This is a genomic window from Alteromonas sp. KS69 (assembly GCF_003989595.1).
Classification (GTDB): Bacteria; Pseudomonadota; Gammaproteobacteria; order Enterobacterales; family Alteromonadaceae; genus Alteromonas; species Alteromonas naphthalenivorans.
The window spans coordinates 12,228-25,092 of record NZ_PYHU01000022.1; the positions used below are offsets into that span (position 1 = coordinate 12,228).

General features: G+C 43.2%; 9 protein-coding genes. 6 read left to right on the forward strand and 3 right to left on the reverse strand.

Annotated elements, in window-relative coordinates:
• Positions 1-6 precede the first annotated feature (6 nt).
• On the forward strand, positions 7-1,128 hold the full coding sequence (locus C7Y69_RS13630) for a hypothetical protein (RefSeq protein WP_126873088.1): 1,122 nt from the start codon (positions 7-9) through the stop codon (positions 1,126-1,128).
• 133 nt (positions 1,129-1,261) lie between these two features.
• On the opposite strand, the gene C7Y69_RS13635 is transcribed toward C7Y69_RS13630, so the two are convergent.
• Entirely contained in the window at positions 1,262-1,618 is a 357-nt protein-coding gene (locus C7Y69_RS13635; RefSeq protein WP_126873089.1) for a RidA family protein, read from the reverse strand.
• 41 nt (positions 1,619-1,659) lie between these two features.
• Positions 1,660-2,742 (reverse strand): ADP-ribosylglycohydrolase family protein, encoded by a 1,083-nt coding sequence (locus C7Y69_RS13640; protein ID WP_126873090.1) that lies wholly within the window; start codon positions 2,740-2,742, stop codon positions 1,660-1,662.
• Positions 2,743-2,959: 217 nt separating this feature from the next.
• Between C7Y69_RS13640 and C7Y69_RS13645 the strand changes: the two genes are divergently transcribed.
• From C7Y69_RS13645 to C7Y69_RS13660, 4 genes are all read left to right on the forward strand, one after another.
• Positions 2,960-4,003: a CDP-glycerol glycerophosphotransferase family protein gene (locus tag C7Y69_RS13645; RefSeq protein WP_126873091.1), complete on the forward strand. Its 1,044-nt coding sequence runs from the start codon at positions 2,960-2,962 to the stop codon at positions 4,001-4,003.
• A gap of 212 nt (positions 4,004-4,215) precedes the next feature.
• The gene (locus C7Y69_RS13650) at positions 4,216-5,334 is read left to right on the forward strand and encodes an adenosylhomocysteinase (RefSeq protein WP_126873092.1); all 1,119 of its coding nucleotides are present in this window, start codon (positions 4,216-4,218) and stop codon (positions 5,332-5,334) included.
• A gap of 274 nt (positions 5,335-5,608) precedes the next feature.
• Positions 5,609-6,574 carry a GGDEF domain-containing protein gene (locus C7Y69_RS13655; protein WP_260563513.1) on the forward strand — a complete coding sequence of 322 codons (966 nt, stop codon included), beginning with the start codon at positions 5,609-5,611 and terminating at the stop codon, positions 6,572-6,574.
• A gap of 358 nt (positions 6,575-6,932) precedes the next feature.
• On the forward strand, positions 6,933-10,076 hold the full coding sequence (locus C7Y69_RS13660; RefSeq protein WP_260563514.1) for a WD40/YVTN/BNR-like repeat-containing protein: 3,144 nt from the start codon (positions 6,933-6,935) through the stop codon (positions 10,074-10,076).
• A gap of 160 nt (positions 10,077-10,236) precedes the next feature.
• On the opposite strand, the gene C7Y69_RS13665 is transcribed toward C7Y69_RS13660, so the two are convergent.
• Positions 10,237-11,025 carry a lipase family protein gene (locus tag C7Y69_RS13665; RefSeq protein WP_013782764.1) on the reverse strand — a complete coding sequence of 263 codons (789 nt, stop codon included), beginning with the start codon at positions 11,023-11,025 and terminating at the stop codon, positions 10,237-10,239.
• A gap of 399 nt (positions 11,026-11,424) precedes the next feature.
• On the opposite strand from C7Y69_RS13665, the gene C7Y69_RS13670 reads away from it, so the two are divergent.
• On the forward strand, positions 11,425-12,489 hold the full coding sequence (locus tag C7Y69_RS13670; protein WP_013782765.1) for a Gfo/Idh/MocA family protein: 1,065 nt from the start codon (positions 11,425-11,427) through the stop codon (positions 12,487-12,489).
• Positions 12,490-12,865: the final 376 nt, after the last annotated feature.

Here is a 12,865-nt window from a genome sequence, read left to right on the forward strand (position 1 = left end):
TGAATTATGGATTATCTTGATACCGCTATAGTGCTGACCTTAGTGATCATTACCGTTGCTGAGTTTTCAGCACTGACTACAGATAAGCTCATGTCTATGATTGGCTCTCGAACCCGTGGCTACGATTATTGGTGTGAATGTGTAGTTGAAGAAGTCCGGTTGTCTTTAATACATGATGTCGATTTTACTGCAGCACAAAGCGCACATGTGCTAGAAAAGCTTAATACCTTAATGGCATATGAGCGTGAAAAAGCAAAGCCATATTTAAATAGGTCAGTATTGTTGAATAATATTTTATCGTCAGCCAGTAAAGTATCAGCACCAAAAATGGCGGATAAATTAGCGCAAGTATTACCCGATAGGATAGCAAAATGTGATCATAGTGCCACAAGTCGATTTCGTTTGAGGACTGGCGTTAAAGTCGCATGCGTTGCCACCATTGTTGCCTTGGCATTAAATATCAGCAGCTTGTCATTGATAAATGAGCTTGAAAATACTGATGCCGAAGATATGACCCTTCTTCAAAGTCAAATTGAGAGTTTAAACACTAGGCTTGAGGCAGAGGACGACCCGACTAACGCAGGGGCGATAATGATTGAGTTAAGAAATAGGTTAAATCAACGCTCTGATTTAGAAAGTAGAACATTTTCAGTTGGACCCATAGCGCAAGGTATAAATCGAATCTCTATTGAATGGATTTTTGGCTGCGTGTTAACGGGATTGCTCGCTGGGTTAGGTGCGCCATTTTGGCGTCAACAATTAAGCAGGCTAATGACGCTGAAAGACCTTAAAGAGCAAGTTTCAGTAGATAAATCGGCGGGTCTTAATGACACCTCAGACGGCGACGCTTCACTCAATGAATCTGCAATCAAAGACTCCGCAATAAATGTACCTTCCGGTGTAACCGGAAAATTCATTCCAACAAATATAAATTGGGATCCTTTAAGCAATCAAATTGACTTGGACGTCATTGCACAAGGGAAGCCAGAGCGCGTATACACGCCTGAAGAATTAGTGCATACATTACGTTTAAGATTGGCCCCTCAATATAATGCAAACCTTGCAGCGGTAAATATAAGACCAGAATCACTAAAGAAATTGGCGCCCAGTTTTTTTTCCAGTAACTAAAGTAAGTTTACGGCATAGGCTGCTTCATTTAAACATGACGGTTGCGCACCTTTGAAGTTCGCCTCTAATGTGTCTTGATGGCGAGTGGTGATTTATTCAAAGGTGCAACACAGCCTGGAACAAGCGCTATGGCCTATTCACACTTCTCAGCCGCGACTACCGTTATTTCAACCAACAAAGCTTCGCGGGCCATATCTGCTGTAACGCAAGCGCGAGCAGGGGCATGGCCTTCTGGCACCCAGTTGTCCCATACGGCGTTCATCTCGGCGAAGTATTCCATGCTTTTGATGTAAATAGTGGCTGATAAAATATGTTCTTTATCGCTACCCGCTTGTGCTAGCAAGGTATCCACTTTATCTAACATGGTTTGGGTTTGTTCGGTAATACCTTGGGTTGCATCGGCGCATACTTGGCCGCATAGATAGATAGTACCGTTATGTTTTACTATACGGCTCATACGCTGTTTTGTTTCTATTCGCTCTATGGTCATTGTTTGAGTGTCCGTGCTTTTAATCTTAAAGTTTCAATGGTTTATTCTTCATCTTTACAAGCTTGCTGAATTTCATGCTCTAACTCTTCTGTATCAGCAAGTTGTTCAAACATGTCGCGAATTGGCGCGGCTTCAATCAAACCCAAGAGTGTACCTAATACAAAACCACGGTGCACGTTATCTCCTCCAACATTGGCGTTGGCTGTGAGTGCTTTTTTTCCATCTTCTGCGTAGCGATAAGCAAAATACAGCACACTGGGCCATGCATCAGAAATGTAGCATGCAGGAGAGAATTGACGGCCCACTATTTCGATATCGCTTTTATTCTTGGCGACCAGCTTTGCCAAAGACAGATGGTTCCCTCGCAAGGCAATATCTTCAAGTATGTCTTGAGGCGATTCGTCCGTGCGGTAGAGCAATCGATACAGCAGCTCGACATAATAATCACAAACTACACCTAGCTCGTCACTGGGGTGCGTTAAATACAAGTGGCTTCTGCATAGATTTTGTATATCACTCAGGTCATCACCTTTTAAGGCGCAAGTGAGCGCTAAAGGTCCAATGGTAACAAGGCCACCTATAGATGCCGTATCGTGAGTCACTGCGCCGCACTTATCGGCAGGTTTACCAGCTACTAGATTTGCAAAAAAGCCTCTATGATACGATTCCGCGTAGGTGTCTGGGTGAGCTGGCTTATCTGCGCACAGCAGTTTAATGTACCCATCTAAAAAAGCAGCTTGTTGATAGTGCGGTACTGAAGCGTTAAGTAGCACTCTTGCACAATGGGCATTCAGGGTATTTTCTCCGGCTTTCATGCCTTGATGGTAATGCTGATTAGCGCCAGTCCAATATTGCCGTTTACCCTTTAAAATAACGTCGCCCACAATGTTTTTCTTTTCCTGCTTAGACGCTTTGGACCGGCCCCCTTGGCTGGTGGAATGCAAAGACATAATAGAGGAGGGGTGAAATGATGGTGCGTCTTCAAATTGCTGAATGCCGCCGGGGAAGTCTTTTAAAATGTCCACTGGGTTATAATACCAATGTACTGGCATTGCCAAAGCGTCAGCAATAAACGCGTTTTTAAGCGCCGCTATTGCCCGTGATTTATGTAATTCAGATGGCACTGAGCCTTCCCCTTAATAGCTAATATACCCATCGGTTTCAATATAAAATCAATGAGCAAAAAACATTGAATGATCTAAGGGTTTTGTACGTATTCTGCGTGAATATTGATCGCAGCGTAACGATTGCAAAAGCCATTTGCTAAAAAGTGGCAGCCTCATTACTATTTGTTGTTTTGGTTTTGGTTTTGGTTTGAGTTTGAAATTGAAGGGTAAGAATATGCATGCATCGCCATCAAGTACTGCGGGGAAACCCTTAAATTTTCTTTTATATGTAGAACAAAATTACTCCTTCGACATACTTCGTCCCATACAAAATGAAGCGATAAAGCAAGGTCATCAGGTTAAATGGTTGGTGGTGGGAAATGATGCATCCGAACACTTTTTGCATGAAAATGAGCAGGCATTAGCTTCCATTGAGCAAGCGATAAGCTTTAAACCTGATGCGGTGTTCGTCCCCGGCGATAGAGTGCCAAATTTCATTCCCGGCATTAAAGTGCAGGTTTTTCATGGTCTTAATGAAAGTAAGCGAGGTAATGTTTATCCTGAACGTGGGCTGTTCGATCTATATTGCACAGAAGGGCCTGAACGCACGGGTACATTAACACGCAGTAATAAAGGCCATTACAATGTGGTTGAAACCGGGTGGGTAAAATTAGACTCATTATTTCAATATCAATCGACAGAACACTACGATAAACCGCAGGTGCTATTTGGTTCTACTTTCTCTGCATCCTTGTCCTGCGCCGAGTTCGTCTATGATGAGGTTAAACGGTTGAGTCAAAGCGGGAACTGGCAGTGGTTAGTGACACTGCACCCGAAAATGGCCGCCTCTACGGTTGAAAAATACAAAGCGTTAGAAAGTGAAAACCTAATGTTTTTTGAAAATAATCAAGTCATCGAAGCGTTGTACAGAGCGGATGTGATGATTTGTGACAACTCCTCTATTTTTCAAGAATTCTTACTTTTAAATAAACCGGTCGTTACGGTAAATAACCGCGACCCGCTCGATTGTTTTATTAACATTACAGAAAGCGATGCGCTAGAAGGTGCAATAAAACAAGCGTTGTCACCTTCGCCCGAACTTATCGATAGCATTAAAAAATACGGGCCATCAATTACCCCCTACCTAGACGGAAAGTCGTCACATCGGGTGGTGAAAGCGGTTGAAGAAATGGTGGGCAGTAATTGGGTTGATAAAAAACCTAGAAACCTATTAAGAAACTTCAAAATTAGAAAGAAACTCAACTACTGGAAGTTTTGATAATGGCAGTGAGTTAAAGCGCTGAGCTTGTCGCGCTGGGTTTGTCGCGCAGTATAGGCATCGTTAACTTGAAGTTCAGCATAACAATATAAAACTATCTTCATACATATCAATGTTTTATTTCAATAGGTCAGTTCAAAATTGATAGTTGTAGAGCAAAGATATTGTGGCGTACTATAGTGCTTTCTCTTTTTCGACATTAAGACTTTTCTATGTATCAAGATTTTCAAGCTGAGCTTTCATGGGCCAGTTTACATATGCCGCGCACGCGTGACGCTATTTCCTCTCTTCCCAGCTTAGACGGCATTAGACTAGCCTGTAATATGCACCTAGATTTAAAGATGGCGCCATTAGTTGAAGGATTATTATCGCGTGGGTGTGAGGTTTTTCTAACAACTTGCAATCCCACTACAGTTCAAGATGATGTAGTAAAGTACCTAGTAGATAAAGGGGCAACGGCGCATGCATGGCGAGACATGAGTAACGCCGATTGGTCAGATTCTTTTGATAAAGCCTTGGCTTGGAAACCCACACATTTATGTGAAATGGGTGCGGATTTAACCACACGTTTGCATGAAAAAGTGCAATCGAATGAAACGGTTCCGAGTATTGATGCGGGTTTGGAGGCTACAGGTTCAGGCATTACGCGGTTAAACGGTATGCAGCCTGAATATCCTATTTTTAACTGGGATGATTTGCCCGTAAAAGAAGGCTTACATAATCGCCATATGGTGGGCTTAAGTGCATGGCAAACGTTTTTCCAAACCACACATCTTACCCTGCATGAAAAAGTAGTAGTCGTCATAGGTTATGGTTTAGTGGGGCAGGGCGTGGCGGCATCCGCAAAGGCTTTTGGTGCACAAGTACAAGTTGCTGAACTCGACCCTGCTCGCGCGCTACAAGCTAAATATGATGGTTGGCCGGTGGTTGATTTGGGCAATGCGGTAAAAGATGCCGATGTTATTGCCACTGCCACGGGTGGTTACGGCGTGGTAAGTGCAAAGCACTTGGATGCGATGAAAGAAGGCACCTTTATATTAAATGTTGGGCATGTGGCGCAAGAAATCGACGTGCCATATCTTAAAGAAAATGCCAATCACAGCGAACCAATGCCTTATGTGAATGCTTATACCTTGAATGGCAAAACCCTATTCTTACTGGCAGATGGCTCTATGTTTAACCTTACCGCAGGCTATGGTGATAGCTTAAATGCTTTCGACGTTACCTTGGCGGTAATGGCAGCTGGTATTGGGCATATTGTAGGGGAAGGTAGTACCCACAAAAATGGCTTATATTTACTACCTGAAAAGGCATGGAAGGCGGCGCTTTAGGGCGCTACCCCTTAATATGCTGATGATAGGTTTATCGAAGATATAAGGGGTTCTACCTTCGGGGCTGCGTAATATAATTCCTCAATCGTTACCAGATTGACAAAGTTCGCTATAGAAAGAGCAAGCGAGTAGAATGCTTTTGCGCTAACATACTCTTAACATATAAGCGTAATACGCTGAATTAGTGTTTCTAACCGTTATTGCGGCGATGTTTACCATAGTGTTGAGTCTGCATTTTCACATTGCTTTTTTTCAATACAAAGTGCCTATTTTTTTGAAGTGGTGCTACGTAATTTGTGGTGCTTTTTCCTTGTTGACCATGGTGCCCAATCCGTACTTTCTTAATAATGCTTTCTACTCAACTTCTAAGTACTACACAGGCTTAGAGTTTGGGGCATTATTCCAGTTGTGGGGGGCATGGATTTTAGTCCTCGCCGCTTATTGTATTTTTATACTCGTGAGAGTGTTTAATAGACAACGCATCAGGCAAGAGAATGGGAATACGAATACGGTGTTATTGTTGTTGGTAGCAAATATCGTGTGGGTGATTACAGGTCTTTGCGATACGTTCACCGGTATTCAGGTGGTTGATTTACCTCCGTTGAGTTGGATAGGCTCATTTTCGGTTACTTCATGTATTGCGTGGGTGTTGGTTTTACATATAGATGATCTTTATGAAGAAAGGCGGTTGCTGAGTAACCGACTTATGTATGACCATTTAACCCAAGCATTCTCCCGCAGTTATTTGGAGATACGTTTAACGGAAGCGGTGAACCTAATGCGACGAGGGGAGTTGAACTGGTTATCGGTATGCGTATTTGATGTAGATGACTTCAAAAATATCAACGACCAATATGGGCATGCTAATGGTGATGCGTTGCTCACCCAAATTACTACTATTATAAAAGACAATATTCGCCAGTCTGATTGTATAGCACGGTTGGGAGGGGACGAGTTCGTTATTTTATTTGCCAGCAAACAAGATGAAAATTATGCGGCTACTACGGTCGAGCGAATTCGTGAGCGCATTGCAAAAACAGATTTCGGTAAAGGCGAGCGCACGTTTAATACTTCTTGTTCGTTCGGTATAGTCAGTGTTACGCCAGAAAAGTTGACTATAACCAATGTGGTCGAAGTACAGGACTTGGCAAACCAAATGCTATCGGGTGCAGATGAAGCATTATATCGCGCCAAGAACCAAGGCAAAAACGCGGTCTGCATTGCCACCTTCAGTGATTAATAGCGCCTTTTTGTTTTCTGGCCCATAGATACATAAGAGCAAAAAAGCCGACAATAAAAGCGAAACCGACAAATACGCTAAGTGCGAACAGGGTATCGCTAAACAAATCCATATTGCCTTTTCCATTTCCACTTTCGTTATTCGATGCGACAAGGTGGTGTATTTGTCGTACCAATTAAAATCCCTTCACTGTGCTTTAATGGTAATGTTTAAAAAAACACAAGTGGATGAACTCATTAAGGCAATACGAATTCCTATGAATTAGCTATTTAGCCTTTACTGTATGGCTAAATACGTTGCACTATATAAATCATAAGCACCTATCCTTCATAAACAATTAATTATAAAAAGGCTTTCAATGATGACATTACGGCGAACACTAGCCGCATTGGCAATATCTATTAGCACGCTAGTTAGTCTCTCTTTCCCGGCATTTGCACTAGAAGATACCGTTAATCCCAAGCTTTTCGAAAAAATGGAATATCGTAATATTGGGCCTTTTCGTGGCGGTCGCTCTGTTGCCGTTTCAGGCGTTGATGGTAACCCCAACCTTTATTACATGGGGGCCGCAGGTGGTGGCGTGTGGAAAACAGATAACGCCGGTTTGTCTTGGAAGCCGTTGTCTGACAAGCACTTTGAAGTAGGTAGTATTGGAGCAATTGCTGTAGCACCCTCAGATCACAATGTTATTTATGTGGGTACAGGGGAAGGACCTATTCGCGGTGTAACTACCAGCCATGGTAAAGGTGTATATAAGTCTACCGATGCTGGTGAAACTTGGGAGCTAGTTGGTTTAGAAAATCGTGGTCAAATTCCCAAAATTCGTATTCATCCCACCAATCCAGATATAGCGTGGGCGGCTGTTCAAGGTAATATTTGGGCACCAAATGAAGCGCGCGGTGTATTTAAAACTATCGATGGCGGTAAAAACTGGAAGCACGTACTTAACGTTAATGCCGACACTGGGGCTGCAGATTTAGCACTCGACCCGTCTAACCCAAGAGTGTTGTACGCCAGCATGTGGCACCACGGAAGAACGCCATGGTTTGTAAAATCAGGTGGCGACGGTGGCGGTATTTATAAGTCCACTGACGGTGGCGAAACCTGGGATAAATTAGAAAAGGATTTACCTAAGCTTATCGGTAAGGTGGGAATAGATATTTCTGCCTCTAACCCTAAGCGCGTTTACGCCATTATTGAAGCAGAAAAAGGTGGCTTATACCGCAGCGACGACGCTGGCACTTCTTGGCAACTAATGAATGGCGACAATATTCTTAAAGCCAGAGCCTGGTATTACAATCATATTAAGGTCGATCCTAACGACGAAAACACCCTGTATGTAATGAACGTACAGCTGCACAAGTCTATCGATGGCGGCAAAACCTTCGAAATAAAATCACTGCCACACGGTGATACCCACGATATGTGGATAAACCCTGAAAACAGCCTGAATATGATTAATGCCAACGACGGTGGCGCAACCGTAACCTTTGATGGTGGAAAGTCGTGGTCGAGTATTTATAACCAACCCACTGCGCAGTTTTATCGTGTAGTTACCGATAACCTGGAACCCTACCATGTCTATGGCGGCCAGCAAGATAACACCACAATGGCTACCCCTTCTTCTACTTATGATAGCGGCATTGGTATCGCCGAGCAGTTTGCGGTAGGCGGCGGAGAAAGTGCACATATCGCCTTTGATGCCGACAATCCTACGCTAATTTACGCCACCACTATTAATGGCACATTAACCGAGTTCAACAAGGACACGGGGCTTACTCGCCCTATCATGCCTTATCCCGAATACGTATTTGGGCGCAACGCGCGAGATCAGAAATACCGTACCAACTGGAATGCGCCGGTATTGGTGTCGCAGCACGCCCCTAAAACAGTGTACTACGGTACGCAAATGATATTAAAAACCACCGATAGAGGCGTTAATTGGCAAGAAATCAGCCCAGATTTAACCCGCAACGATGCCGAAAAGCAGGGTTTAAACGGCGGACCTATCACCAACGAACAAGCCGGTGCTGAATACTACAATACGGTTTTCTATATTGCTGAATCGCCAGCAAATGCAGGTGAACTATGGGTAGGTGCAGATGATGGCAAGTTACATTTAACCACAGATGAAGGTAAAAATTGGAAAGACATTACGCCTCATAAAAAAGAAGCACAGGTTAATGCTATTGAGCTAAGCGTTCACGCCGAGGGTAAAGCCTATGTAGCGGTAACCGGCTATAAACTGAACGACTATCAGCCCTATATTTATAAAACAGAAAACTACGGAAAACGCTGGACTCGCATAGATAAAGGCTTGCCTGAAGATGCGTTTGTTCGCGTAGTACGTGAGGATAAGCAGCATGAAGGTATGCTGTTCGCGGGAACTGAAAGCGGTATGTTTGTCAGTTTTGACGATGGTAAAAACTGGCAGGAGATGGCACTTAATTTACCGCCTGTGGCAATAACTGATATGCAGGTAAAAGGTGATGACTTAGTTGTGGCAACGCAAGGTCGTGGCTTTTGGATTTTGGACGACATAAACCCGCTGCGTGAAGTCAGTGGCTCATTACACAATGAAGCTCTGTTTCAATTTAGCCCTGTCGACGGTGTGCGCTTGTTGTCTGGCGGCAATATGAGCGGCCAACCAGAAGCGAAAAACCCTCCTCGCGGAGCAAGGTTCCGTTACTACTTAAAAGAGGAGCTTGAAGAGAGTGAAAGTCTTCGCATTGATATTTTTGATTCGAAAAATCAACTCGTGCGTACGTTATCGTCAACCGCAGATGCGTTTGAAAAGTGCGCCAAGGGTAACGAAGACGCACGTAGCCCGCTGAAGTTTACACACCCTTCAACACATGAAGGTTATAACGAGTTTGTATGGGACCTGCGACGCTCACCTTTAAACTGTATTGATAATGTGAAATTATTTGGTGGCTGGAATGGCGCCAGAGTAATGCCTGGCGACTATAAAGCGACTATCACTGTAGGCGAGCAGTCTCAGACCCGACCGTTTAAGGTACTGCCAGACCCAAGGGAAGAATCTGATGCCGCCCAATTACAAATTGTTGAGCAAAGCATTCAGGCTAGTGAAAACTTACTAAACGAGCTATTTGAGCACTTGCAAAAAGCCCGTAACGTGCGTGAAACGCTAAATGGGGTAACTGAGTCGAATGTGGTACTAGCCAGCGAAGTGTCAGCATCAATTGACCGTATTGTTAGTGCTATTGATGATTGGGAAGCATTGGTGATCCAACCTAAACACCAAACCTTTGAAGATGACATAAATTGGCCAAATATGCTCGACCGACAAGTTCGCTTTTTAATGGATAACTTCGATAGAACCGGCGCGCCAGCACAAGCTGGGGCAGTACAACGTTTAGACGATTTAGAGGCCAGATGGCAAAAGTACAAACTACAGTTAGAAATTCTATTTCGTGAAAATGTTAAGCCAGTCAATGAAGCGCTTGCTGAAAAAGGCGTGTACGATCTAGACAGTTTGTAGGCTGTTTGTGCGTACTGAATTGTACTTTGTAAAATGAAGGTACGATGAAGGTGTTCGATAGCATTATCGGCACACTTTAAACAAAAAGCCGACGTTAAGTCGGTTTTTTGTTTTTTAAATTAGGCCTTCACATCTAAAAACACTATAGCGTGAGTACACACTAATGCTCATCAAATAAAGACTTATTTCTAATGTATTTTCTCATGTAATGGTAGGTAATAGGTCTTAATAGCCAGCTACTTAACGATTTAAAAAACCGCTTATGCGTGGGCGTGTTTTCATAGATTTGGTCGTCGTGCAGCCATAGCATTTTACCCACGTGCCAAAAGTAAAAAGGGAAAGGAGGCATAAACGTTACTACGTCTAAATCACAGCAAATACGGTATGTTTTGTGGTGTAATAGGTAGTTTTTGTACCATGAGCGACTGCCTACTGCGGGTTGGCCAAAGGTCACTACCCGTTTTACCGCTTTAGCATTTTTTCTTTCGAAATAGTCGGCCATCAGCACGGCTACTGCGCCTCCAGAAGAATGCCCTATAAATGTAAAACGCTTACCTTGATTTTGCAAAGGCTCTAGTACTTTAACCAAAAGTTCTTGCAATGGCAGCGCTTCGTCAATCGTCTTCGTGCTTGAATACATGGGTTGATGAAGTAGTCGACTAAAGCCCCAATGTACATAGAACTTTTTATCGACTTGTTTGATTCTAGTGGGTAGGAATACCAAATTTGCGAGCCAGTCTTTTAGTCCCAGCGAGCCCCTAAATACCACAATGGCTTCTTTTTTATTATCTACCCAAAGGATCCTGACGCTCATCCGGCCATATTTATCGACCAAGTGACGTTCGTGAAAGGGCTTTAATACTTGACGGTAATGCGCTTCGGCATCGGGATAGGAGAGTTGGCAGAGAATGGCATATCGCTCGTATTGATAGCGCTTGAGCTTTTTCATAGACAACTATATCAACTCGCTTTACTCAGTTTTGTGAACGGATTTAATTCACAAACAATGACTCGAGTTCTAAAGCTATAGTGTTTTTGTTTCAGTGATATTACGCACAGAATAATGAGGGCGAATAAAAGAAGTCACGTAGAGGGCGGAATAAGCAGGGCGAACAAAAGAAAAAGAAGTAAATCATCATAACCAGGCTACAAAACCGCATTATTCGATGCTCTCTGGAATGCTGATACACCATTGGTTCCAGACAAAATCGTTTATGAATAGAACCGAATAATGCGCCGCGGCAAAGTGATCTAACTATATATAATTAACACTATTAATTAGAAGGGAAATACAGGTCTTCATTAGGGAGTTTTTACGTCAAACGTAACACGTCGCCACTTTATTCGTATGACAGGTGCTGGTCTATTAGTCGCTCATAGTCCGTTCTCTTTGGCTTTAGGAGGCACTCAGTCGCGGAAAAAGTTAGGTGTTGCCTTGCTAGGTTTAGGCAATTACAGCGCTAATTTACTTGCGCCAGCACTTCAGCATACCGAACATTGTGAACTGCGCGGAATAATTACCGGTACAGAAAGCAAAATTTCAAAGTGGCAGCGTAAATACGGTATTCAGGATAGTAATGTGTATACCTACGATACGATTGATGAGGTTGCGAATAACAAAGATATTGATGTTATTTATGTAGTTACGCCAACCGGTACACATAAAGATTTTGCAGTAAAAGCCGCGAACACAGGAAAGCACGTTTGGTGTGAAAAGCCTATGGCCATGAATAGTGACGAATGCCAAGCCATTATAGACGCATGTAACAAGAATGGTGTGACGCTATCTATTGGTTATCGCATGCAACATGAGCCCAACACACGCACTTTTCATCACTATTTAGAAAGCATGCCTTATGGGAAGTTTAAGAAGGTATCTAGCTTTGCTGGTTACGCTGGGCAAGGAAGAGACGCTAGCAATTGGCGAATGCAGCAACACATGGGAGGTGGGGCGCTTTATGATATGGGTGTATACGCTATTAATAGCGCTCGGTTTTTAACAGGTAAAGAGCCATTATCTGTTACAGGTAGTCATCCACCCCAGCGTTTCCCTAATAAGTTTACCGAGGTTGATGAAACCACCATGTTTACCATGGATTTCGGGAATGGACTAATGGCTGATTGTGGTACAAGCGTAGTAACAGAGTTCAACCACTTTAAAGCAGAGTGCGAACAAGGTTGGTATCAACTGAGACCAATGCAAAGCTACAATGGCGTAACGGGTATAACCTCTGATGGGAAAAAGTTTGAACCTATTCAAGGCATGCAGCAAACGCTTCAAATGGACAATGATGCTTTAGCCATACTCACCGACCGACAACCGCTAGTAACCGGGAGTGAAGGGTTAGCCGATATTCATATTGTTGATGCAATATTTCGGGCCGCACAAACAGGAAAAACGGTGGCGGTTTGATTAATAGTCAGGCACAAAAAAACCAACTAAAAAGTTGGTTTAAAAGTTTGGTACCAGTGGGCGGACTTGAACTGCCACGCCATTGCTGGCAACGGATTTTGAAAAGTTAGTGTTTGAAATAATTATTTTAAATCAGCAAGTTAAATTGTAATAATGACGCTTTGCAAATTCTTTGCATGACTAACAGCTTTTCGCAAAAAAAATGCTTAAAGCCACTTTACCCGATTCTCCTTCCCCCAGTCCACGAAGCCCCAAACAAAGGTGATGAGGTTTAGGTGGAATCCCTTTCTATCAGATTCAGATAAACGGCGTGTTTTGATCTGAAATTCCATGCCATAACAAATAAGTTGAGGTTTATTGAAGACGCTGTGATTAC